The sequence below is a fragment of the Acidovorax sp. GW835-FHT14G06 genome (genome assembly GCF_058793595.1).
The window spans coordinates 304,883-328,104 of sequence record NZ_JBXAGA010000004.1; the positions used below are offsets into that span (position 1 = coordinate 304,883).

Genomic DNA, 23,222 nt, shown 5'->3' on the forward strand with positions numbered 1-23,222 from the left:
GCTCACACAACCCTTCTGGCCGGAACCGCTGGGCTGGGTTGCGTGATCGGCTTGAAGTCCTCGTCCGGCCCCTGCTGGGAGCGTTCGAGGCCTAACCGGCGATGCCGCTGGCCGTGAGGCGCAGCACCCGGTCGGCCCGCGCTGCGGCGGCGTCGGAATGGGTGACCAGCACCAGCGATGCGCCGTGCTCGCGCGTCTGCGCCAGCAGCAGGTCCATCACGCGCGTGGCGGTGGTGGGATCGAGGTTGCCGGTGGGCTCGTCGGCCAGCAGCAGGGCGGGGCGGTGTATCAGTGCGCGGGCGATGGCCACGCGCTGCAGTTGCCCGCCGCTGAGCTGCTGCGGCAGCCGTGTACCCAGCCCTTCCAGGCCCACGGCGGCCAGCATGTGTTGCACGCGGGCGGCATCACTTTGGCCCAGCAGCATCAGCGGCAGGGCCACGTTCTGTGCCACGTCCAGGTGCGGTAACACGTGGAAGGCCTGGAACACAAAACCCACCTGCGCGCGACGCCACAGGGCGCGGGCGGTGTCGTCCAACTGGCTCAGGTCGGTGGTGCCGTGGGTGATGCTGCCGGTGTCCCAGGTGTCGAGGCCCGCCAGGCAGTTGAGCAACGTGGACTTGCCCACGCCCGAATCCCCCACGATGGCCACAAACTCGCCCGGCGCCACGGTGAACTGCACGTTGGCGAACACCGGCGTGCTGCCGTAGTGCTTGCCCAGGTTCTCCACGTGCAGCAGCGTCATGGCGTGGGCTGCTTCAGGCGTTGCAGCACGGCCTGCACCAGCGTGGCCACGGCATGGGGTTGGTCGCAGGCGATGGCTTGGCGCTGCGGCATGCTGCGCAGCCAGGTGATCTGGCGCTTGGCCAGTTGCCGTGTGGCGGCAATGCCGCGTTCGCGCAGGAAGGCCGTGTTCAACGGGGTGCCTGAAGGACGGCTGGCCTGGAAGTCGAGTTCTTCCCACACCTGCCGGTAGCCTACGCAGCGCATGGAGGGCAGGTCGGGGTGCAGGTCACCGCGTACGCGCAGGGCCGCCACCTCGTCAATGAATCCTCCGGCCAGCATGGTGTCGAAACGCTGGGCGATGCGCTCGTGCAGCCAGGCCCGGTTCTCGGGCTCCAAGGAGAAAAGCGCGCTAGCGCCGGTGTTATTTGTGTTGCCTGCTACCTTTTTGATAGTGTGAAAGCTCGACAACGGCTGGCCTGACACATGCCATACCTCCAGTGCCCGCTGGATGCGCTGGCTGTCGCCGGGGGCCAGGCGTGCAGCCGTCACGGGGTCCACACGCGCCAGCTCGGCATGCAGGGCGGGCCAGCCCAACTCGGCCGCCTGGGCTTCGATCTTGGCGCGTACCTCGGGGTCGGCGGCGGGCATGTCGTCAATGCCATCAAACAGCGCCTTGAAGTACAGCATGGTGCCGCCCACCAGCAGTGGCAGTGCGCCGCGCGCGCGGATCTCGGCGATGAGCCGGGTGGCGTCCTGCACAAACTCGGCGGCGCTGTAGGCCTGCAGCGGGTCGCGGATGTCGATGAGGTGGTGTGGCACGGCGGCGCGCTCGTCGGGCGTGGGCTTGGCCGTGCCAATGTCCATGCCCCGGTACACCAGGGCCGAGTCCACGCTGATGATCTCGACCGGCCGGCCCTGTTTGCCCAGCACGGCGGCCAGCGTCAGCGCGCCGGCGGTCTTGCCCGACGCCGTGGGGCCCGCCAGGGCGATGGTAGGTAGAGTGTCAGGCGTGCTCACGGGGCGCTCCAAACTTCTGCACCAGCGTCCACGAGATCACGGCCAGCACCACCGACCAGAACCAGATGCCGTTGACCAGCGGCCACACCGTGCCATCGAGCCGCAGCCCCAGCCAGCCGCCAATGGCAAAGGCCGCCAGCATCATCATGAAACCGTTCAGGGCCGATGCGACGCCTGCTGCTTTGGGGAAGGGCCCTACGGCGCCACTTTGCCCGCAGGGCTGGTGGATGCCGTGCGCCACCATGAACAGGTAGAACGGTAGCGTCAGTGCCCAGGGGTGGTGCCAGCCCATCCAGGCCACCAGCGCCATCAGCGTGCCGCCGCTGGCGCTCAAGGCACCGGCAATGGCCACCGTGCGCTGCAGGCCAAACCGCGCCAGCAGAGCGCGGCACACAAAGGTGCCCGCAAAGTAGGCCACGCAGGCAGACGCCATGACCCAGCCATACATGGTGCGCGTGAGGCCCAGCACGTCGATGTAGACGAACGAGGACGACGCCAGAAAGGTGAACAGCCCGCCATAGGTGGCCGTGGTCTGCAGCGAAAACGCCCAGAAGTTGGGGCTGCGCAACACCTGTTGCCAGGTGCCCACCAGCGCACGGGGCTGCAGCGCTTGGGGGTTGCGGTGGGCCAGAGTCTCGGGCAAGCGCAAGGCCACCAGCGCCAGCGTGACCACGGCGTACATGGTGAGCGCCAGCAGCGCTGCGCGCCAGCCCAACCATTCGCTGAGCAGGCCGCCCATGGGTGCGCACACGCAGGCCACGATGCCCAGCCCCGTGAGCGCCTTGGACATGGCGCGTGCGCCCTCCAGTGGGGTGTAGAGGTCGCGCACGATGGCGCGCGCGCACATCACCACCGCGCCCATGGCCGCACCCTGGGCAATGCGCCACAGGATCAGCAGGCCCATGCTGGGTGCCATGGCGCTGCCCAACGATGCCACGGTGTAGATGGACAGGCCCGCCAGCAGGATGGGGCGGCGCCCAAAGCGGTCAGACAGCGGGCCCCACACCATCTGCGAACAACCAAACGCCAGCAGCAGCCCGCTCAGCGTGAGCTGCGCCGCCGCCATGGGCGCGCCCAGGCTGCGGGTGAGCGCGGGCAGGGCGGGCAGGTACAGGTCGGTGGTGACGGGCTGGATGGAGAGCAGCAAGGCCAGTACCAGAATGGCCAGGCCGGGCGGGACGGAGACAGGGGCGGCCGCAGACGCTGCGGTGGCGGAGGGGGCAGACATATCTGTCTGAGCGTACCAGATGGGGTCTTGGTATCGCTGGCGAGGCTGTTGTCAGCGGCGGTGAGAAATCGCGCAGATTCATGTAGGGAGCGGGTCGCGCGTGTGACATCCTGCCGGGCGGGGGGCGCAGCTACATTGTGTGGCGGTGGCTGGCGGGCTGTCCCGCTCTTTGGAGTGGCTCGCCGGGACACCGCACAACACAACGAGGAGACAAGCCATGCACAAGATCCACAGCGCTTTTGAGGCGCACCCCGCGCACCCCGTGCGTCCTGCGCGGCCCCAGCGCCCAAGGGCATTTCCTGCAACGCTGTGGCGTGCAGCCTGCGCTGCAGCGGCACTGGGTGCCGCCTTTGCGGCACAGGCCCAGGCCCCCGCGCTGCCCGCACCTGAGACCGTGACGCTGGACAAGCTGGGCTACATGAGCGCCTTCCCACCCGAAGGGGCGCAGCGTGTGGACCTCAGCAACTCGTACAAATACCCGCAGCTGCGCTGGGCCGTGCAGCACCTGCGCGAGCTGCAGCCCACACGCAATATCCGCCGGGGCGCGGCGGCACCATCTGCGTTGCCGTCCGACCTGCGACCACTGGGCGCAGTGGCATTCGATGACGACAAGGGCCAGCCCATCACGGTGGACCAATGGTTCACCCGCACCTACACCGATGCGCTGGTGGTGATGCACAAGGGCCGCGTGGTTTACGAGCGCTACGACAACCAGATGAAGCCCTACACGCCGCATCTGCTGTTCTCGGTCACCAAGTCGTTCACCGGGCTCATGGCGGCGCAGCTGGCGCACGAGGGCAAGATCGACCCCGAGGCGCTGGTCACCAAGTATGTTCCCGAGCTGGCTGGATCGGCCTGGGGCGACATGAAGGTGCGCGATGTGATGGACATGACGGGCGCCGTGCGCTTTCGCGAGGTCTACACCGACCCCACCACCGAGATCTTTGGCTACAGCTGGTCCAGCGGCCTGCTGCCGCGTCCGCCCGGTTACCAGGGGCCGACCAATGTCTACGACTTCCTCAAGACGCTCAAAAAGGAAGGCGAACACGGCGCAGGCTTTGTGTACCGCACGGTGCATTCCGAGGTGCTGGGCTGGATCGTGTCGCGTGCCACCGGCAAACACTGGGCCGAGCTGATGAGCGACAACATCTGGCAAAAGTTGGGCACCGAGGAGGACGCGCATGTGATGGTGGACAGCGTGGGCACGCCGCTGCAGGGGGCGGGCCTCAATGCCACGGCGCGAGACCTCGCACGGTTTGGCGAAATGCTGCGCCTGGGCGGCAGCTTCAACGGCCAGAAGATTTTTGACAAGGCCGTGATCGACGACACCGCCAAGGGCAGCGACCGCGAGAAGTTCAAGATGGGTGGCATGGCCTTTCGGCCCGGCTACAGCTACCGCAACCAGTGGTGGGTGCTGCACAACGCCGATGGCGCCTATGAGGCCGCTGGTATCCACGGGCAGTTCATCCACGTGAACCCAGCCGCCGAGATGGTGGTGATCAAACTGTCGTCCCACCCCGTGGCCGGGGCAGGCTTTACGCACCCGCTCACCCTCAAAGCCTGGGCGGCGCTGGCCCAGGCGGTGCGCCGCTGACACCGCTACGCTGAGACGACGCGGCGCGCCGCTGCGCTTACTTGAGGTGAAACAGCGAGGCCACGGCCTCGCGGTACTGCCTTTGTCCCACAGCGTTGGTGTTGTGGTGCGAGCCGCCTTCCACCAGCACAAACTGCTTGGGCTCCCGCGCTGCCTCGTACAGCTGGCGGCCCAGCGTGGGGCGGATCAGGCTGTCGTCGCTGCCATGCACGACCAGCAGCGGAGAGCCGATCTCGGCCACCTTGCGGATGGATTCGAACCGCTGCGTGATAAGGGGCGACACCGGCAGCCAGCCCCACTTGAAGGTGCTGACCACGTCGGGGATGCTTGTGAAGGTGCCTTCGACGATGGTGCCCATTTCATCCGGTACCTGGCGTGCCAGGTCGATGGCGATGGCGCCGCCCAGCGAGTGGCCGAAGATATAGCGTGGCTTGCCCGGGTGCTGCTCGGCCAGCCAGGTCCAGGCGGCGCGGGCGTCTTCGGCGGCCGTGGCTTCAGACGGCAGGCCGGCGCTGCTGCGCCCAAAGCCCCGGTAGTCGATGGCCAGCACCGAAAAGCCCAGCTCCTGCATGCGCCGGATGCGGCCCGACGAGCCCGCCACATTCCAGCGCGCACCGTGCAGGTACAGCAGCACCGGTGCGTTGGCCTTGCTGTGGGGCAGCCACAGGCCATGCAAGCGCTCGGCCTTGGCGCTGGTGTCGGAGGTGAATTCAATCCACACGTCCTGCATGTCTTCGGTGGACTGCGCGCCGCCCCAGCTGCGGTCGCTGGGCTGGAAGATCCATTCGCGCTGCTTGGCGTCGAGGGTGGCGCAACCCACGCTCACGGCTACCACCAGCCCCAGGGATGCGAGAAGAGGGATTCGTTTCATCGTCATGACAGATTCTGGCCCCAGCACAAAAGTTCGGTGAGGACGGGTGGTATTGGAACCTGTGGACGATTCCCCGCGAGATCGTCCACGGGATCGGCGGTTCAGGTGCAGGCGCCGTGCACGCTGCGCTGGTCGGTCACGCCCTCCAGCACCTTGAGCAGCCCGTACTGCAGCAGCCGCAGCATGCCCTGTGCAGTAGCGGCCTCAAACAATTGGTCCACGGGCGTGCGTGTCTGGATCAGTTTCTTGATGCCTGGCGAGGCGGCCATCAGCTCGTAGATGCCCACGCGGCCTTTGTAGCCAGTGTGGTCGCAATGGCTGCACCCCTGGGCGCGATACAGCACCCAGTCGGCGGCTCCGGCGGGCACGAAGCGGTTGCGCCATGGGGCCAGCAGGCTCTCGGGCGCCATACCGGTGCCTGTCGCGTAGTCCGTGGCGATCTGCTGCAGCTCGTCGGCGTCGGGCTTGTAGGGCTGCTTGCAGTCGGGGCACAGGCGGCGTGCCAGGCGCTGGCTCAGCACCCCCACCAGTGCATCGGCAAAGTTGAAGGGGTCCAGTCCCATGTCCAGCATGCGGATCACGCTCTCGGGGGCGCTGTTGGTGTGCAGGGTGGACATCACCATGTGGCCGGTCAGCGAGGCTTCGATGGCGATGTGTGCGGTTTCGCTATCGCGCATTTCGCCCACCATGATGACGTCCGGGTCGGCTCGCAAAAAAGCGCGCATGGCGGTAGCAAACGTGAGCCCGATGCGCGGGTGCATCTGGATCTGGCGCAGGCCGTGGTGCGTGATCTCGACGGGGTCCTCGGCGGTCCAGATTTTGGTGTCGGGGTGGTTCACCTCGGCCAGCAGCGAGTGCAGGGTGGTGGTCTTTCCCGACCCCGTAGGGCCGCAGACCAGGATCAGGCCGTAGCTGCGGTGCACCATCTGCTGCAGTTGCTCGACCAGGGCACCGTCCATGCCCAGCTTGGCCAGCCGAATGGGCTTGGACGATGCCAACAGTCGCATCACGATGTCTTCGAGCCCGTTGGTGGTGGGCAACACGGCCACCCGCAGCTCCAGCTTGGTGTGGCCAAAGCGCGAAAAGTCGATCTTTCCGTCCTGCGGCAGCCGGTGCTCGGAGATATCGAGGTTGGCCATGATCTTGATGCGCGACAGCAGGGCCGCGCGCAGCACGAAGGGGATGCGCATGTATTCGGTCAAATCGCCGTCCACGCGCAGCCGGATCAGCGTGGGCTGCTCCTCGGGGTAGGCCTCGATGTGGATGTCCGACGCGCCCCGTGCCTGGGCGTCCAGGATGGTCTTGTTGACCAGCCGCACCACCAGGCTGTCGTTGTCTGACACCTGCCGCTGCAGGTCTGCGTGGCCCGGCGCCGCGTCGCTGGCCGTGAGCCGCTGGGACAGTTGCCGCAGTTCTTCCTCGATCGACAGATCGGTGCGGTCCATGCCCAGCTTGGAGTATTCGAACGTGATGCGCGTCGCCAGCTCGTCGGGGTTGGCAATGACGGGCACCACCTGCTTCTGGGCCGAGAACCGCAGCTCGTCCAGGTAGTCGGCATCCACCGGGCTCTCCACCGCCACCACCAGGCTCTTGTCGCTCACCAGCAGGGGCAGTACCTGGTGCTCCACAGCGTATTCCTTGGGCACCAGGCGCAGCACCTCGGGCTGTACCACAAAACCGTCCAGCGCCACCATCGGAATGCTGAACTGCTGCGCCACCACCTCGGTCAGCTGGGCCCGACTGAGCGCCCCCATCTCAACCAGGATGTTGCCCAGCAGGTGCTTGTTGCCCCGCTGCATCAGCGTGAGGGCATCACGCATCTGGTCGTTGCTCACCAGTCCCTGGTTGATGAGGATGTCGCCCAGCCGCACCGGCACAAAGCTGCCGATCTGTGTGATCTGGCCTGCCAGCTGCGCCGGGCTGCGGATGGGTTCGCCGTTGGCGGTCTGGCCTTGCCGCCGGCGCTCCTGCTCGGTCAGCGCCTGCTGCACCGTGTCGGCGGTGACCAGGCGGGACTGGATCAGGTGCTGGCCCAGCAGACCCCCCACTTGGTAGCTGCGCATTGCCGTGGTGGGGATAAATATCCGCACGCAGTGCACCGCGTCAGTGGTCAGATAGAAGAACAGGCCTTGGCGGGTTTTGACAAAGCCTTTGGTTTCGCCGCGCAGGTTTTCACCGTCGATGAATTGCACGGTGAAGAGGCGCGGTGTGGTGTGGACTTCGTGCCCTCCGGCGGCCTGGTAACGCGCTGTCAGGTCGGCGTCGGCCGCCAGCGGAATGGGCGGCATCAGCTGAATGCTCTTGATGGCCGCAAACGGCAGCGCCACAGCCGAGGTACCGTCCGGCGGCATCAGCAGGGCGCGTTGTGCTTGTGGGTCAAACTGCTCCAGCACGCCGTGGCGGGTGTGCCCGCCGGTCGTGAAGACGATGGCGTCTGCAGGTGTCAGGGCGTCGACCGGCCGCGCGTCGCGAAAGAACGGCGGAAACGGCCAATGCTGCATGCGCGCGCTGCCCGTCACGACAGCCGCGAGGCCGACTGCATGGGCGAGGATGTGTCGATGGAAAGGTCCCCCGCATCCTGCGTGGTCACGCCCGCCGCCAGGCGCACGCGCAGCGCCAGGTCGGTGCGCGAGTCGGCGTTGTGCAGCGCCTCGTCCAGCGAGATGCGGCCGTCGGTGTAGAGCTGGTACAGCGCTTGGTCAAAAGTGCACATGCCGATCTCGGTGCTGTGGCCCATGGCCTCCTTGATGCCCGAGAACTCGCCCTTGGCGATCAGGTCGGCGATGTAGGGTGAGTTGAGCATCACCTCCACCGCGGGCACCAGCTTTTCGTGCAGCCCGGGGATCAGGCGCTGCGAGATCACACCAGCCAGGTTCATGCTCAGGTCCATCAGCAGCTGATGGTGGGCGTCTTCGGGGAAGAAATTGATGACCCTCTCCATGGCCTGGTTGGCATTGTTGGCGTGCAGTGTGGACAGGCACAGGTGGCCGGTCTCGGCATAGGCAATGGCCTGCTTCATGGTGTTGCGGTCGCGGATCTCGCCGATCATGATCACGTCAGGCGCCTCGCGCAGTGCGTTCTTCAGGGCTTCTTCGTACGACTGCGTGTCGATGCCCACCTCGCGCTGGTCCACCACCGAGCGCTTGTGTGCGTGCAAAAACTCCAGTGGGTCTTCGATGGTGAGGATGTGCCCCGTCACGTTCTCGTTGCGGTAGTTGATCATTGACGCCAGCGTGGTCGATTTGCCCGAGCCCGTGGCCCCGGTCACCAGCACCAGGCCGCGCTTGCGCAGCACCAGCTTTTCCAGCACCGGGGGCAGGCCCAGCGCGGCCAGCGGCGGGATCTTGTTCTTGATGTAGCGAACCACCATGCCGGTTTCGCCGCGCTGCACGAACACGTTGACCCGAAAGCGCCCCAGGTTCTCGGCCGAGATGGACAGGTTCATCTCCTGCTTGGCCTCGAACTCGCCGATCTGCTTTTCATTCATGACCGCGTAGGCCAGTTGCTTGACCTGGCCGGGCAGCAAGGCGGGCATCTTCAAGGGGTGCGTGACCCCTTCGATCTTGAGGTTCACTGGCGCGCCGACACTGAAAAAGAGGTCCGAGCCTCCTTTTTCGACCATGACATTCAAGAAGCTGAAAATTTCCATGTCGGATTCCCGAAAGTGTGTGTATTTGTTTCCGTGTGCAGCATAGCCTGCACTGCGCTGCGCGCCAAAAACAAAGGGGCCGAAGCCCCAGTGATTTGCTGTGTGAACATGCTCTTACACCACGCCCTGCGCCAGCATGGCGTCGGCTACCTTCACAAAGCCGGCGATGTTGGCGCCGTCGATGTAGCTCACACTGCCATCGGCACGCTTGCCATAGTGCAGGCAGGCCGCGTGGATGCCCTGCATGATCTGCAGCAGGCGGGCATCCACCTCTTCACGGGGCCAGGACAGGCGGGCCGCGTTCTGGCTCATCTCCAGGCCAGATGTGGCTACACCGCCGGCGTTGCTGGCCTTGCCCGGGGCATACAACACACCTGCGGCCTCAAAGGCCTTGGCGGCTTCGATGGTGGAGGGCATGTTGGCGCCTTCGGCCACGCAGAGCACGCCGTTCTGGATGAGCGTTTTCGCGTCGTTCTCGTCCAGCTCGTTTTGGGTGGCGCAGGGCAGGGCCACGTCCACCTCCACATGCCAGGGACGCACACCGGCTTCAAACTTCACACCGGTGCGGGCGGCGTAGTCACTCACGCGGCCGTACAGGTGGTTCTTCACATCCATGAGGATGGCGAGCTTTTCGGGGGTGAAGCCGTCTTCGTCCACCACCGTTCCGCTGGAGTCCGACACCGTCACCACCTTGGCGCCCAGCTCCATCGCCTTTTGCACGGCGTACTGCGCCACGTTGCCAGAGCCCGACACCGACACGCGCAGGCCGTCGAACGAACGGCCCCGGGTCTTGAGCATTTCCTGCGCGAAGTACACGGTGCCATAGCCCGTGGCTTCGGGGCGGATCAGCGAGCCGCCGAACGACAGGCCCTTGCCGGTGAACACGCTGGCCGCGTTGTTGGCCAGTTTCTTGTACATGCCCGCCATGAAGCCCACCTCGCGGCCGCCTACGCCGATGTCGCCGGCGGGCACATCGGTGTCGGGGCCCACATGGCGGTACAGCTCGGTCACGAACGCCTGGCAAAAGCGCATGACTTCGCCAGGGCTCTTGCCCTTGGGGTCGAAGTCGGAGCCACCCTTGCCACCACCCATGGGCAGCGTGGTCAGTGCGTTCTTGAAGGTCTGCTCAAACGCCAGGAACTTGAGCACCGACAGGTTGACCGACGGATGAAAACGCAGGCCGCCCTTGTAGGGGCCAATCGCCATGCTGTGCTGGATGCGGTAGCCCCGGTTGACCTGCACGCTGCCATGGTCGTCCACCCAGGACACGCGGAACATCACGATGCGCTCGGGCTCCACCAGCCGCTCCAGCAGACCGTGCTCGGCATAGCGCGGGTGCTGCGCGATGAACGGCCACAGGCTTTCCATCACTTCGGTGACAGCTTGCAGGAATTCCGGCTGGCCGGGGTTGCGGAGCGCCACGTGGGACAGGAAGCTCTCGGCGGTCGCGTGTTTCATGGTTCAAAAGGCTTTCAGCATCAAAAGGTCAACAACGTCAAAAATCGCTAATGCACCGATTTGGCGCACTGCAACATCGAATTATGTTCAAAAGTTATACGTTCATGCCGATGCCTATGCACAATGGTGGGGAATGTGGCCGAGATATTTGCCACATATTGGTGCGGTTGGCGTGTGGCGCGGCCGTCATGCGTTTGCAAAACGGACGTCATGGTCTTGTCACATGCCGCCCCCACAGTTCGGCGGTTCTACCAACAACATAGCGAGGAGAAGAGCATGCACATCACTGGTGTGAAATGGGGAGCGCTGGCCATGGTGGCCACGCTGGCAGCCTGCGGCGGCAGCGACAACTATCCCTACCCCACGTTGAACGGCGACAAGCCCCTGGTGATCGGCCACCGGGGCACGGCGGGCTACCGGCCCGACCACACGCTGGAGGGCTACAAACTGGCCATTGACATGGGCGCGGACTTTATCGAGCCCGATCTGGTGGCTACCAAGGACGGTGTGCTGGTTGCCCGCCATGAGCCCAACATCACGGGCACCACGGATGTCTCCACCCGCGCCGAGTTTGCGGGCCGCAAGACCAAGAAAGTGGTCGATGGCGTAGAGGAGGAAGGCTGGTTTGTCACCGACTTCACCCTGGCCGAACTCAAGACCCTGCGCGCCATCCAGCCTCTGTCGGACCGCGACCAGTCGTACAACGGCAAGTTCCAGATCCCCACCTTTGAAGAAGTGCTGGACCTGGCCAAGACCGAAGGCGCCAAGGCTGGCCGCACCGTGGGCGTGTACCCAGAGACCAAGCACCCCACCTACCACGTCAAGCAAGGCCTGCCGCTGGAAGACCGCCTGCTGACCATCCTGGCCAAGTACGGCTACACCTCCAAGAGCTCGCCAGTCATCATCCAGTCGTTCGAGGTATCCAACCTCAAGTACCTGCGCACCAAGACCCAGGTGCGCCTGGTGCAACTGGTGGATGCAGACGATGTGAACCCCGATGGCACCATGTCGCTGGTGGCCCCGTACGACAAGCCCTATGACTTTGCCGTGGCTGGTGATTCGCGCACCTTCGCCAGCCTGCTGACCCCCGCAGGCCTCAAGGAAGTCAAGACCTATGCCGACGGCATTGGCCCCTGGAAGCCGTACCTGATCCCCTCCAAGCAGGTGGATGCGAACAAGGACGGCAAGGCCGACGACCTGAATGGCGACGGCAAGATCGACGAGCGCGACCGCGTGATGATGGCGCCCACCGACGTGGTGAAGAACGCCCACGCCGAAGGCCTGTTCGTGCACGCTTACACCTTCCGCAACGAAGCCAAGCGCCTGGCCTCGGACTTCAAGGGTGATCCCAAGGCCGAGTACAAGCTGTTCTACAACCTGGGTGTGGACGGCGTGTTCAGCGACTTTGCTGACACCGCCAAGGCTGCGCGGGACAACTGACCGCGACATCCGGCCGCGACAGTGTGGCGTGCCGCATGCCCACAAAAAAGCCCGCATGCGCGGGCTTTTTTTATGCATTGCGCTTGTGTCAGAACCCCAGCGCAAACCCCAAGCTCAACAAGGTGCGACCTTGCTGGCGGCCCACGGTAGCGTCGAGCTGCTTGCCAGGCGCCCACTCCCACCGTGCGCCCGTCTGAAAGGTGGGGGCGCTGCCCTGGGTGCCAAAGGCCTCCAGGTGCGGCGTGATGGCACCCCAGCTGCGTTCTACCGATGCTCCCCAGGTGGCGCGCCAGGACTGGCCGCGCTCGCGCTGGCTGCCCAGGTTGGCATTGACCACGCCCCAGGTCGCGGCGCAGGTGCCGATGAGATTGAGCGCCACCACGCTGCCCGCGCTTTGCCCGGCACTCTGGCGCCGGTGAACGACACCGGCACTGCTGCCTGCGTTGCAGCCCTGCTCTTGCGCGGGGCTCCACAGCCACTTGGCCTGCACGCCTTGCAGGGTGTGGCGCTCGTTGCGGTCACGCGCCAGCACGGCGCCCAGCTCCAGTCCTGCCATGGGTGTGAAGGCAGGGGCCATGTATACCGTGCCGGGCTGGCCGCGCTGGCCCTCCCACCACACTTCGGCGTGACCATGGCCCACCTCGTCCACGCCTGCATCGTCCACAGACAGAGGGCGCCCGGCGTGGGCGGACCAGGCCAGGCACAGGCTGGTGGTGGCTGCCAGCATGCGCGATGCGGTGGCGGTGGCGTGGGCGGTACGGTGGTAGCGGTGCTGGGTCATGGAGGGCGGTGGGCAATGGCTGGAGAAAAAGGCTCTGGCTATGTCGCGGGCGGGGAAGTGCCCGCCGCTACCGTCCGCGCAGGAACAGCGCATCCAGCTCCTTCATGCTCAACTGCCGCCAGGTGGGGCGGCCGTGGTTGCACTGGTCGGAGCGGTCGGTAGTTTCCATCTGGCGCAGCAGGGCGTTCATCTCGTCGATGGTGAGCCGGCGGTTGGCCCGCACGGCCCCGTGGCAGGCCATGGTGCCCAGGATTTCATTGCGGGCGCGTTGCACCACGGTGGTGGCGTCGTGGGCGGCCAGCTCGGCCAGCACGCTGCGGGCCAGCTCCACCGGGTCGCCTTGCGCCAACGTGGTGGGCACGGCACGCACGGCCAGGGTCTTGGGGGAGAAGGGCACCACCTCCAGGCCCAGCGTGGCCAGCACTTCGGCAGATTCTTCGGCCGTGGCGACTTCTTGCGGTGTGGCGGCGAAGGTGGCAGGGATCAGCAAGGGCTGGCTGGCAATGCGCGCCCCGCTGTCCACCTGGGCCTTCAGGCGTTCGTAGACGATGCGCTCGTGGGCGGCATGCATGTCCACCACCACCATGCCCTGGGCGTTCTCGGCAAGGATGTACACGCCGTGCAACTGGGCCACGGCCTTGCCCAGGGGCCAGGCGGCTTCGTTGCCATCGCGGCCCACAGGCCAGGCCGTGGGTGGGTTGCTGGCCAGGGGCTCGGTGGGTGCGCCTGCCAACTGAGCCTCTGACTCTCCAAACGGCGCACCACCCAATGGCATGGCAGATGCATTGAGTGCAGCGGGCGTTGTGCGCGCTGCGAGCGCATCTGCCTGGGCCGAGGGCGCCCACAGCCCACCCACGGTCGCGCCCGATGCCTGGTCTGCCATGGGGCTGGAGGATGGCGCACTGCGCGGCCCCCACAGGGCTTGCAGGTCTTCCACGCGGTGGCCGCGTTCTTCAAATTTGATAGCAGCCTGGGCATTCCACACCGGCGCCTGGGGCGTCTGGGGCTTGAAATGCTCCGTGTCATTGGCTGCGGAGGGGGTTGGCGCTGCCCCCGTCGCCGCCAGAGCGGCAGCGCGGGGCGCGGCCAGCGCGTTTTCCACCGCGTGGCGAACGGCCTGGTGCACCTCGCGGCTGTCGCGAAAGCGCACCTCGATCTTGGTGGGGTGCACGTTCACGTCCACGCGCGCCGGGTCGATCTCGACATACAGCGCATAGATGGGCTGCTTGTGGCCGTGCAGCACGTCTTCGTAGGCGCTGCGGGCAGCGTGGGTGAGCACCTTGTCGCGCACGAAGCGGCCGTTGACGTAGCAATACTGGTGGTCGGGCCGCGAGCGGGCCGCGTCGGGCAGGCCTGCGCGGCCGGTGACGGTGACCGGGCCCACGCGGTGTTGCACGGCGACCGATTGGGTGACGAAGTCTTCGCCCAGCACGTCCGACAGGCGGCGTGCCAGCGCGTCCTGCGAATCCCCCTGGCCAGGCACGAAGGTCGCGCGCCACTGCTCCACCAGCTTGCCTTCGTGCCAGATGGCAAAGCCTACATCGGGCCGCGCCAGCGCGTGGCGGCGCACGGATTCAATGCAGTGCGCCAGCTCGGTGGCGTCTGTCTTCAGGAACTTGCGGCGCGCGGGGGTGGAGAAGAACAGCTCCTTCACCTCCACGGTGGTGCCGGTGCTGCGTGCGGCGGGGCGCAGCTCGCCGCTGCGGGCGTCCAGCAAAAAGGCGCTGGACTGGGCGATGGGGCGGGAGAGCAGCGACATCTCCGACACCGAGGCAATCGCGGCCAGTGCCTCGCCCCGAAAACCCATGGTGGCCACGGTTTCCAGGTCGTTGAGATTGGTGATCTTGCTGGTGGCATGGCGGCGCAGGGCCACGGGCAGCTCCTCTTGCGGGATGCCACCACCATCGTCTTCCACGGTGATCAGCCGCACGCCCCCGGCCGACAGGCGCACGGTGATCTGCGTGGCACCCGCATCGAGCGCGTTGTCCACCAGCTCGCGCACCACCGAAGCGGGGCGCTCCACCACCTCGCCGGCTGCGATCTGGCTGATGAGTTCATCCGGCAGGTCGCGGATGGGGCGGCGCGTGGAGGTGGGGGGGCTGGATGCGGGCTGGGCCGCTGCGAGGAAGGGGGTGGGGTCGTTCACCCACCGGATTTTAGGGCGGGGGCTGCGCAGGGGTATCGGGCTGGGGTGGGGCGCGATGGGGATAATGCGCCCACCTTTTTTTCCGCGCCGCGCCCGGGCCCGCCTTTTCATGGAACTTGTCACTTTTCTCATCGACTTCATCCTGCATGTGGACAAGTATCTGGAGGCGTTTGTGCAGACCTATGGCATGTGGGTGTACGCCCTGCTGTTTGCCATCGTGTTCGTCGAGACAGGCCTGGTGGTGATGCCGTTTTTGCCGGGCGACTCGCTGCTGTTCATTGTGGGTGCGCTGTGTGGCGCGGGCATGATGAACTTTCCGCTGGCGTGCGCGGTGCTGCTGGCGGCGGCCATTTTGGGCGACCAGTGCAACTATTCGATCGGCCGTTACTTTGGGCCGAAGGTGTTCCAGTGGGAGGATTCGCGCTGGTTCAACCGCCGGGCGTTCAACCAGGCGCACGAGTTTTACGAGCGCTATGGCGGCATCACCATCGTCATTGCGCGTTTCATGCCCTTCATCCGCACGTTTGCGCCCTTCGTGGCGGGCGTGGCAGAGATGAATCGCGCCAAGTTCACGGCCTACAACGTGGGCGGGGCGCTGCTGTGGGTGCTGGGCATTGCCACGGCCGGGTACTTCTTCGGCAACTTTGCCTGGGTCAAGGAGAACCTGGACAAGATCATCTGGGCCATGATTTTTGTGCCTGGCCTGATTGCCATCTTTGGCGCTTGGCGCGCCGGGCGCCAAGCACGCGCAGCTTGAAGATCCGTTAATTCGCTATCAAATAAAGAGCGGCAGGCGCATGTAAATTATGCGCCTGCCGCTCTTTTTATGACCAGATCAACGCTCTGGGCGGGGAGGATCCCCAGGGCTTAACGGCGATAAGGGCGGCGTTGGTCGCGGTCTTCACCGATTTCGTGGCCGATGAGGGCGCCAGCCGCCGCGCCGCCAATGGTGCCCACGGGGCCGCCAAACACGGCATTGCCAGCAACCCCGCCGACTACAGCGCCGACGCCGGTGCCGACCTGGGCGCCCGATGGATTCGAAGCGCAACCACCCAGTGCCAGGGCCGCAGTGCAGGTGGTCGCAAGAAGGATGTGACGGATGTTCATGGCGAGATTCCTTGATGGTTATGGAGTCAGGCCGTGGTCCCCAATCCGCGGTGGCGGCTGAAGCTCGACCTGTGCCTCTACTGTCGTTGCCACTCCCAGGTGCCGGTGTAGGCAGGCAAGGGCGTCGGCTGTAGGACAGGTAGCACTGCGCTACTAAGGGTTTCCCTGCGCCCGGCGCTGTTGCCAACCGGGTTGCGCAGGCAGATCATTTCCTCGGCGTACATAACTTACAAAAGGACACGCGATGACCCAGCACACACAGCAAGCCGGCCGGGGAGGTGCGGGCGCCCAGTTGACGGTGGCGCAGCAGATCGGGCTGATCGTCGCCGTAGCGGTACTGGCCCTGGTGGTCGTCCTGGCGCTGAGCCTGGTGCGGGTGCAGCGCCTGGGGGCCACGGTGGACCACCTCGCGTCCGAGCAGGTGGAGCGATTGCAGCTGGCGCTGCGCTGGCGCAGCAATATTGCCGTCAACTCCACGCGCGTGTTCTCCATCGCCCAGACCGAGGGCGACGACCTGCAAAATTACTTCAAAGACACGATGGCCGCCACCACCGCCGACACCAGCAAGGTGCAAAAGCGATACACCGAGCTGGAGAACAGCCCCGAGGGCCTGCGCATTCAGGAGGAGCTGGCCACCATCCGCAAGTCGTACCTGGAAACGCGCGACAAGTCGCTGGAGCTGAAAAAGGCGGGCGACATGGCCCAGGCGCGCGCCTATGCGCTGGGCACGTTTGCGCCGGTGCTGGACAAATACAACGCCATTGCCGACAAGATGGTGGAGTACCAGGTGCGCCGCTCGGCCGAACAGGCAACCGAGGCGGCAGAGCTGATTCAGTCGTACCGCATGACCGTGCTGGTGGCGGGTGTGGCAGGGCTGGCGCTGCTGGTGGTGTTGTCGTGGGTGGTCGTGCAGCGCATCCGTCGCTCACTGGGCGCGGTGAGTGCGGTGGCGCAGCGCATTGGCGAGGGTGACCTGTCCCTGTCCATCGAGGTGCAAGGGCGTGGCGAGGTGGCCGAGATGATGCGTGCCATGCAGGGGATGCAGACCTCGCTGGTGCGCATCGTGGGCGACGTGCGGCATAGCAGCGACAGCATTGCCACGGGCTCCAGCGAGATCGCCATGGGCAACGCCGACCTGAGCCAGCGCACCGAAGAGCAGGCCAGCAATCTGGAGGAGACCGCAGCCTCCATGGAAGAGATCACCAGCACCGTGAAGAACAACGCCGACACCGCACGCAAGGCGGCCACGCTGGCCGGGACGGCATCGCAGGCGGCGGTCAAGGGCGGCGAGGTGGTGGGCCAGGTGGTGACCACCATGCAGGACATCTCGGCCGCATCCAGAAAGATCACCGACATCATCAGCGTGATCGACGGTATCGCTTTCCAGACCAACATCCTGGCGCTGAACGCGGCGGTGGAAGCCGCCCGTGCGGGCGAACAGGGCCGGGGATTTGCCGTGGTGGCCAGCGAGGTGCGCAGCCTGGCCCAGCGCAGCGCCGAAGCGGCCAAGGAGATCAAGACCCTGATCGGCGCGAGTGTGGAGAAGGTGGAGAACGGCACCCAGCTGGTGAGCAACGCCGGGCAGAGCATGGAAGACATCGTCGCCCAGGTGCAGCGGGTGAGCGACCTGATTGGTGAAATCTCCAGCGCCACGGGTGAGCAGACCATTGGCATCAGCCAGGTGGGCGAGGCGGTGATGCAGCTGGACCAGGTCACCCAGCAGAACGCTGCCCTGGTGGAGCAGAGCGCGGCTGCGGCCGACAGCCTCAAGCACCAGGCCGCAAGGCTGGCAGAGATCGTGAGCGTGTTCCGGCTGGGGCGCTGACCGCCTTCAGCGCCGCACGGTCTTCACCCCCTCAGGCCTTCGTGGCCCGGAGTGCAAAGAGGCCAAGAGGCCGAAGAGGCCTCAGGTTTTCTCCGCAGGCTTGAGGCACATCGTCACCAGCAGTGACGCAGGTTCTACCGCCTTGAGCGAATGCAGCGCGCGCGGTGCCAGGTGCACAAAATCGCCGGGATGCAATTGCTGCACGCCCAGCTCGCTCGCAAACTCCACCACTCCCTCGATGCACTGCACGGTGGCCTCGCCGGGGGTCTGGTGTTCTTTCATGGATTTGCCCACGGGCAGGACCACCCGCATGACTTCGAGCTGGCCGGCTTTGAGGACGGCGGTGGTGACGGTGTCGGCCAGTCGTGCTCCCAGGGGACGCACGCTGACGATCTGACCAGATTGGGCGTGGGGCAGGGCCATGGCAGTTCTCCTTGCTGGCCAAGGCGCGGTGCGCGCCCGGCCGATGCAGGCTACTGTGCCTGCAGTTGGCAGTGCGCGCAAGGTGGGCTCGCCGTCCCGCGCGCTATGTCCCGGCCTACCTACACCGACCGGCTGCGCGCCAGCGGCGGGTTCTTGGCGAAGTAACGCGTGATGCCGCGCATCAACGCGTCGGCCAGCTGCTCCTGGTAGGCGCTGCTGCGCAGGCGTTTTTCTTCTTCGGGGTTGCTGATGAAGGCGGTTTCGACCAGCACGCTGGGGATGTCGGGCGCCTTGAGCACCGCAAAGCCTGCCTGCTCCACGCGCGGTTTGTGCAGCTTGCCCACGTTGCCGATCTCGCCCAGCAGCACGGTGCCGAGCTTGAGGCTGTCGTTGATCTGTGCGGTGGTGCTCATGTCCAGCAGCGCGCGCTGCACATGCTGGTCCTTGGACTGCACGTTGATGCCGCCCACCAGGTCGGCCTGGTTCTCCTTGTTGGCCAGCCAGCGGGCGGCGGTGCTGGAGGCCCCGCCCTGGCTCAGCGCAAACACGCTGGCGCCGCGCGCCTCGGGCGTGGTGAAGGCATCGGCATGGATGGAGACGAACAGGTCGGCCTGCACGCGCCGGGCCTTTTGCACGCGGGTGCCCAGGGGCACAAAGTAATCGCCATCGCGTGTGAGGTAGGCGCGCATGGGGTTGCCGCCCACGGTGGTGGCGTTGATGCGGTCGCGCAGCAGGTGGGCCACGCGCAGCACCACGTCTTTTTCGCGGGTGCCAGCGGGGCCGATGGCGCCCGGGTCTTCACCGCCGTGGCCGGGGTCGAGTGCCACGATGATGATGCGGTCCGTCTCGGTGGCCGTGGCGCGGTTGCCAGGGCGTGAAGGCGCCGCGGTCGCTGCACCCGGTGCAGGCGCTGCGGCCACCACCGGTGGCTGTGCTGGCGGCTGGGCCGCGGTGTTGCCAGGCGCGGGGCCACTGGCGCGCTGCGCGATCAGGTCGCCCAGCGGGTCGTGCTCGGCGGCTGGTGCCGGGGCGCGGGCTGTGGCGGGTGCGGGCGGCGGTACTGGCGTGGCGGCCGGGGTATTGGCATCGCGCAGGCGCTCGGCAATCAGTGCCTCCAGCGGGTCCACAGGCGCTGCGGGGTACAGGTCAAACACCAGCCGGTGGCGGTAGGCGGCGACGGGTGGCAGGGTGAACACCTGCGGCATGGCGGGCTGCTTGAGGTCCACCACCAGGCGCACCACACCCGGTGCGTTCTGGCCCACGCGGATGCCCGCGATGTTGGGGTCGTCGGGTTTGACCTTGGCAACCAGTTCGCGTAGCTCGGGGCTCAGGTCGATGCCCTCGATGTCCACCGCCAGGCGCGGCGGTGAGGTCACGAAGAACTGCTTGGCCACCAGCGCGCCATCGGACTCGATGGTCACCCGCGAGTATTCGGGTGCGGGCCAGACGCGCACGGCCACGATGGTGGCGCCGCGTGCAATCTGCTGTGCGCCCAGCAGCAGCACCAGGCTGCTGGCGCGCAGCACGGCACGGCGCGATGGCTGGGAAGCGGCGTGGCGGTCGGGCAGGGTGGGTTCGTTCACGGTGTCTCAGAGAGCTTGCAGCAGGCTGCGCCCCGTGGCGGTGGGGGCATGCAGCGTGACCTTCCTTTCGGTGTCATCCATTGCTTCAATGTGGATAGCAAGGTCTGCAAGCGGGGTAAGCGCTGCGGCCTTTTCCGGCCATTCTGCCACCTTGAGGCCGGGGTTGGCAAAAATGTCCCTGAAACCCGCGTCTTCCCACTCGCGTGGGTCGTCAAAACGGTAAAAGTCGAAGTGCCAGATGGAGAAGCTCGGCGCCTCGTGGGGCTCCACCACCGCATAGGTGGGGCTCTTGATACGGCCCTGCACGCCCAGGGCGCGCAGCAGGTGGCGCACCAGGGTGGTCTTGCCCGCGCCCAGGTCGCCGTGCAGGGTCACAAAGGCGTTGGCCAGCAAGGGCTGTGCGGCAAGGCGCTGCGCGAAGGCAGCGGTGTCTTCCTCGCTGTGCCAGGTGAAATGGCGCGTGGTTTCGGCAGGGGGGGCGGCCGCAGTATCGTTGCCGCTTTCTACAATCTGGCCGGTATGTGGTGCAACAGTCAACTCGTTCCTCAAATGCAGGAGTGGGCCCGCGAGCTGGGATTTTCCCAAATCGGCGTGGCGGGGGTGGACTTGTCTGCGGCAGAGCCGGGTCTTGCGGCCTGGTTGGCGCAGGGCTTCCATGGTGACATGCATTACATGGCATCCCACGGCATGAAGCGCGCGCGCCCGGCCGAACTGGTGCCCGGCACCGTGAGCGTGATCACGGCGCGCATGGATTATTTGCCGCGCGATACTGCCATGGACGCACCAGAAGGCTGGCAGGCCGCCGAATTGTCTCGCCTGTCCCGCCCGCAGGAGGGCATTGTCTCGGTCTACGCCCGGGGCCGGGACTATCACAAGGTGCTGCGCGCCCGGCTGCAAAAGCTCAGCGACCGCATCGCCGAGGCCATCGGCCCGTTCGGCCACCGCGTGTTCACCGACTCCGCCCCCGTGCTGGAGGCCGAGCTGGCAGCGCGCAGCGGCCAGGGCTGGCGCGGCAAGCACACGCTGGTGCTCAACCGCGAGGCCGGGTCGATGTTCTTTCTGGGCGAAATCTATGTGGACATGGCGCTGCCCCCGAGCGCGCCCGTCACCGCGCACTGCGGCAGCTGCAGCGCGTGCATCGATGTGTGCCCCACGCAGGCCATCATTGCGCCGCACCGCATCGACGCGCGCCGCTGCATCTCGTACCTCACCATCGAACACGCAGGGCCCATCCCAGTGGAGTTGCGCCCGCTGATGGGCAACCGCATCTATGGCTGTGACGACTGCCAGCTGATTTGCCCCTGGAACAAGTTTGCGCAGGTCAGCCGCCTGCCCGACTTTGACGAGCGCAAGGGCCTGTCGGGCCAGCAGCTGGCGCACCTGTTTGCGTGGGATGAGGCCACGTTCCTGCGCATGACCGAGGGTGGCCCCATCCGGCGCATTGGCCATGAGCGCTGGCTGCGCAATGTGGCCGTGGCACTGGGCAATGCGCTGCATGCCACTGGCGACGAGACCTTGCGCGCGGCGCTGCAGTCACGCGCGGAGGACGCCAGCGCCCTGGTGCGTGAGCATGTGGCCTGGGCTCTGGATGCGGCTGGAGAGCGTTTGTGAACGAAATCGACCAGTAGCGCTAGTGCGATATGCCTTGGCAGCTATCAAAATGTGAGTAATGACCGCTGAGCCTGGGACTCACTGCGCCAGCAACCCCGTCTGCCGCAAGGTGCCCGCCAGCCCCTGGGCAAACTCGGCGTAACCGGCGGCGTTGGCATGGATCTGGTCTGACTTCAGCCGCTCTTGCGCCAGCACTCCCGACCAGCCCTTGGCATGCAGCGGGATCTTCAGCTCGCTGGCAACTTCTTCGTACAGCGGGTGATCGCTCAGTCGGCCAGCGGCCGCCAGTAGCGACAGCTCGGGCACGGCCACCAGCAGCACCTGGGCACCACTCGCTCGTGCCTCGGTGCAGATGCGCAGGATGTTGGCGCGCGCGGTGGCTGCACTCTGGCGCCGCAAAAAGTCATTGCCGCCAATGCCTACGATGACGAGCGCGGGCTGGTGCTTTTGCAGCAGGTCTGGCAGGCGCGCGAGCGCCTGGGCCGAGGTGTCGCCCGACACGCCCCCGTTGACCACCTTCCAGCCCGTCAGGCGCGCCAGCTCGGCGGGGTAGGCGGTGTCGGCCGACGCGCCCACGCCCGACGTGAGCGAGTCGCCCAGCGCCAGCACCGTGGCGCCTGCCGGGATGGCTTGGGCACGCGGCGGTTTGCGGCCGCAGGCGATCAGGCCGAACGCGGTGGTCAGGCTGGCGCCGAGCAGCAGCCTGCGGTTCAGGCCAAGGTTCATCGCAGCACCCCCAGAGCAAACGGCAGGCTCACGATGCCCAGAAGGGTGGACAGCGTGACCAGCCCCGCCACATACGGCCCGTTGTAGCCCATGCGCGCCGCCAGCACATAGCAGGTCGATGCCGTGGGCAGCGCCGCAAAAGCCAGCAGCACGGTGGTCTGCACGGCATCGAGTCCGAATATGCGCGCCATGGCAAACGCCACCAGCGGCTGCACCAGGTGGCGGATGGCCAGTACCGACACGCTCAGCGTCTTGCCCCGTGTGAGCAGGCCAAACTGCAGCCCCGCCCCGGCTGCCATCAGGCCCAGCGCCAGCGACGCGGCGCTGATGCGGCTGACCGTGGGCACCGCCCATTCAGGGATCTGAAAACCCAGCAGATTGGCCACCAGCCCCGAGGCGGTGGCGATGATCAGCGGGTTGCGCAAGAGCTCGCGCGCAAAGCTGTGCTGCCCGTGCCGGGCCATAGGCCACACGGCGGCCACGTTGAACAGGGGCACACACACACCGATCAGCACAGCAATCATCAACAGGCCCTGCGTGCCTGCCAGCCGCTCGGCAATCGCCAGGCCAATGAAGGAGTTGAAGCGGAACGCCACCTGCGCGCTGGCCGCGTGGTCGCGCACATCGATGCGCTTGCCCACCCAGGGCCAGTGCGGCAGGCTGTAGGCCAGCCCGATGCCGATCACGCCCGACAGCATGCCCGCCCCGATCAGTCCCGACGCCGCGCCGATATCCATCGGGCTTTTGACAATGGACTGGAACAGCAGCACGGGGAACAGCAGGTAATACACCAGGCTCTCCACCGGCTGCCAGACCGAGCGGTTCAGGGCGGTGTACCGGCAGATCAGGTAGCCCAGGAAGATGAGTGAAAAGTCGGGGAGCAGCAGTTGGGCGTAGTTCACGCACCGAGAATACTTGATGCATGGCAAGCCGCTGGGCCACTGTTGGCGAGTCGGTGGGGGCAGAGGCTTTGCCGGTGCGCTCTGTTTTCAGGGTTAGCCCTTATGTGGAATCCGCAGGGTGGTTTGGCGCGCGTTGGG

20 protein-coding genes are annotated in these 23,222 nt (G+C 66.2%); 5 read left to right on the plus strand and 15 right to left on the minus strand.

The genetic code is table 11. The annotated features are described in order from the left end of the window. Positions 1-91: 91 nt before the first annotated feature. Genes AC1Q64_RS08755 through AC1Q64_RS08765 form a run of 3 tightly spaced genes read right to left on the minus strand, consistent with a single transcriptional unit; the run spans position 92 to position 2,968 of the window. Entirely contained in the window at positions 92-742 is a 651-nt protein-coding gene (locus tag AC1Q64_RS08755; protein ID WP_291432644.1) for an ABC transporter ATP-binding protein, read from the minus strand. Next, positions 739-1,740, minus strand: coding sequence for a tRNA (adenosine(37)-N6)-dimethylallyltransferase MiaA (gene miaA / locus AC1Q64_RS08760; RefSeq protein WP_492251046.1), 1,002 nt, complete (start codon positions 1,738-1,740; stop codon positions 739-741). Before miaA ends, AC1Q64_RS08755 begins: the two co-directional genes overlap by 4 nt. Beyond that, the gene (locus tag AC1Q64_RS08765) at positions 1,727-2,968 is read right to left on the minus strand and encodes a multidrug effflux MFS transporter (protein WP_492251047.1); all 1,242 of its coding nucleotides are present in this window, start codon (positions 2,966-2,968) and stop codon (positions 1,727-1,729) included. The genes miaA and AC1Q64_RS08765 overlap by 14 nt, the downstream gene beginning before the upstream one ends. A gap of 217 nt (positions 2,969-3,185) precedes the next feature. Here AC1Q64_RS08765 and AC1Q64_RS08770 point away from each other — a divergent pair, with 217 nt between their 5' ends. Next, positions 3,186-4,562, plus strand: coding sequence for a serine hydrolase domain-containing protein (locus AC1Q64_RS08770; protein ID WP_291439445.1), 1,377 nt, complete (start codon positions 3,186-3,188; stop codon positions 4,560-4,562). 37 nt (positions 4,563-4,599) lie between these two features. On the opposite strand, the gene AC1Q64_RS08775 is transcribed toward AC1Q64_RS08770, so the two are convergent. From AC1Q64_RS08775 to gdhA, 4 genes are all read right to left on the minus strand, one after another. Continuing rightward, complete coding sequence (locus tag AC1Q64_RS08775) at positions 4,600-5,433, minus strand: alpha/beta hydrolase (RefSeq protein ID WP_492251048.1); 834 nt, start codon at positions 5,431-5,433, stop codon at positions 4,600-4,602. A 101-nt stretch (positions 5,434-5,534) separates the two neighbouring features. Then, positions 5,535-7,934, minus strand: coding sequence for a GspE/PulE family protein (locus AC1Q64_RS08780; protein ID WP_492251049.1), 2,400 nt, complete (start codon positions 7,932-7,934; stop codon positions 5,535-5,537). A 14-nt stretch (positions 7,935-7,948) separates the two neighbouring features. Continuing rightward, on the minus strand, positions 7,949-9,082 hold the full coding sequence (locus AC1Q64_RS08785) for a PilT/PilU family type 4a pilus ATPase (protein WP_492251050.1): 1,134 nt from the start codon (positions 9,080-9,082) through the stop codon (positions 7,949-7,951). 114 nt (positions 9,083-9,196) lie between these two features. Beyond that, on the minus strand, positions 9,197-10,540 hold the full coding sequence (gdhA, locus tag AC1Q64_RS08790) for an NADP-specific glutamate dehydrogenase (protein ID WP_492251051.1): 1,344 nt from the start codon (positions 10,538-10,540) through the stop codon (positions 9,197-9,199). 276 nt (positions 10,541-10,816) lie between these two features. Here gdhA and AC1Q64_RS08795 point away from each other — a divergent pair, with 276 nt between their 5' ends. Next, positions 10,817-11,980 (plus strand): glycerophosphodiester phosphodiesterase, encoded by a 1,164-nt coding sequence (locus AC1Q64_RS08795; RefSeq protein WP_291439027.1) that lies wholly within the window; start codon positions 10,817-10,819, stop codon positions 11,978-11,980. Positions 11,981-12,068: 88 nt separating this feature from the next. Here AC1Q64_RS08795 and AC1Q64_RS08800 read toward each other — a convergent pair whose 3' ends face one another. Both AC1Q64_RS08800 and mutL read right to left on the minus strand, forming a co-directional pair. Continuing rightward, on the minus strand, positions 12,069-12,761 hold the full coding sequence (locus AC1Q64_RS08800) for a PA4824 family protein (RefSeq protein WP_492251052.1): 693 nt from the start codon (positions 12,759-12,761) through the stop codon (positions 12,069-12,071). Positions 12,762-12,828: 67 nt separating this feature from the next. Next, on the minus strand, positions 12,829-14,907 hold the full coding sequence (mutL, locus tag AC1Q64_RS08805; protein ID WP_492251053.1) for a DNA mismatch repair endonuclease MutL: 2,079 nt from the start codon (positions 14,905-14,907) through the stop codon (positions 12,829-12,831). A 109-nt stretch (positions 14,908-15,016) separates the two neighbouring features. On the opposite strand from mutL, the gene AC1Q64_RS08810 reads away from it, so the two are divergent. Then, entirely contained in the window at positions 15,017-15,664 is a 648-nt protein-coding gene (locus AC1Q64_RS08810) for a DedA family protein (protein ID WP_492251054.1), read from the plus strand. Between the two features lie 110 nt (positions 15,665-15,774). Here AC1Q64_RS08810 and AC1Q64_RS08815 read toward each other — a convergent pair whose 3' ends face one another. After that, positions 15,775-16,014, minus strand: a complete 240-nt coding sequence (locus AC1Q64_RS08815) for a YMGG-like glycine zipper-containing protein (RefSeq protein WP_492251055.1) — start codon at positions 16,012-16,014, stop codon at positions 15,775-15,777. Between the two features lie 244 nt (positions 16,015-16,258). On the opposite strand from AC1Q64_RS08815, the gene AC1Q64_RS08820 reads away from it, so the two are divergent. Beyond that, on the plus strand, positions 16,259-17,839 hold the full coding sequence (locus AC1Q64_RS08820) for a methyl-accepting chemotaxis protein (protein ID WP_492251056.1): 1,581 nt from the start codon (positions 16,259-16,261) through the stop codon (positions 17,837-17,839). Positions 17,840-17,920: 81 nt separating this feature from the next. Here AC1Q64_RS08820 and AC1Q64_RS08825 read toward each other — a convergent pair whose 3' ends face one another. The 3 genes from AC1Q64_RS08825 to tsaE form a co-directional block, all read right to left on the minus strand. Continuing rightward, positions 17,921-18,262 (minus strand): cupin domain-containing protein, encoded by a 342-nt coding sequence (locus tag AC1Q64_RS08825; RefSeq protein ID WP_056061641.1) that lies wholly within the window; start codon positions 18,260-18,262, stop codon positions 17,921-17,923. A gap of 119 nt (positions 18,263-18,381) precedes the next feature. Next, positions 18,382-19,845 carry an N-acetylmuramoyl-L-alanine amidase gene (locus AC1Q64_RS08830; RefSeq protein WP_492251057.1) on the minus strand — a complete coding sequence of 488 codons (1,464 nt, stop codon included), beginning with the start codon at positions 19,843-19,845 and terminating at the stop codon, positions 18,382-18,384. Positions 19,846-19,851: 6 nt separating this feature from the next. Further along, entirely contained in the window at positions 19,852-20,382 is a 531-nt protein-coding gene (tsaE, locus tag AC1Q64_RS08835) for a tRNA (adenosine(37)-N6)-threonylcarbamoyltransferase complex ATPase subunit type 1 TsaE (protein WP_492251058.1), read from the minus strand. A 12-nt stretch (positions 20,383-20,394) separates the two neighbouring features. On the opposite strand from tsaE, the gene queG reads away from it, so the two are divergent. Continuing rightward, positions 20,395-21,456 (plus strand): tRNA epoxyqueuosine(34) reductase QueG, encoded by a 1,062-nt coding sequence (queG, locus tag AC1Q64_RS08840; RefSeq protein ID WP_492251059.1) that lies wholly within the window; start codon positions 20,395-20,397, stop codon positions 21,454-21,456. Positions 21,457-21,534: 78 nt separating this feature from the next. Here queG and AC1Q64_RS08845 read toward each other — a convergent pair whose 3' ends face one another. Together AC1Q64_RS08845 and AC1Q64_RS08850 are read right to left on the minus strand one after the other, a co-directional pair. Then, the gene (locus AC1Q64_RS08845; protein ID WP_492251060.1) at positions 21,535-22,182 is read right to left on the minus strand and encodes a GDSL-type esterase/lipase family protein; all 648 of its coding nucleotides are present in this window, start codon (positions 22,180-22,182) and stop codon (positions 21,535-21,537) included. Next, a complete protein-coding gene (locus AC1Q64_RS08850; protein WP_492251061.1) occupies positions 22,179-23,084 on the minus strand; it encodes an AEC family transporter in 906 nt (301 codons plus the stop codon). Before AC1Q64_RS08850 ends, AC1Q64_RS08845 begins: the two co-directional genes overlap by 4 nt. Positions 23,085-23,222 lie beyond the last annotated feature (138 nt).